Source organism: Algoriphagus sp. PAP.12, assembly GCF_026652115.1.
Lineage (GTDB): Bacteria > Bacteroidota > Bacteroidia > Cytophagales > Cyclobacteriaceae > Algoriphagus.
In genome coordinates this window covers 1-248 of record NZ_JAPPSQ010000096.1, presented here as the reverse complement: position 1 = coordinate 248, position 248 = coordinate 1, and the positions used below count along the sequence as shown (strand labels likewise).

At 49.6% G+C, this 248-nt stretch carries 1 protein-coding gene; it reads left to right on the top strand.

Annotated elements, in window-relative coordinates; all coding sequences use genetic code 11:
• Positions 1 to 248 (top strand): Ig-like domain-containing protein (locus O0V13_RS21620; protein WP_268037089.1); only part of this gene is annotated, 248 nt, incomplete at both ends.

The window sequence follows — 248 nt, the reverse complement described above, 5'->3', positions numbered from 1 at the left end:
AATCCAAGAGCTACGGCAGCGGACATCACTGCGAACAGCGGAACAATCTGTGAAGGCGATGACTTTACCTTGAGTGCTACAGCACCAGGTATCACGAATCCAGTCTTCCACTTCTATACCGATTCTGATCTGAGCAATGAGATCATGGATCTGACCGTGTCGCCTGCAACGACAACGACTTACTATGTGAGTGTCACAGGCGACAATGTCTGCGAAAATGCAGCAGGTGATGGAGCTGAACTGGTAGT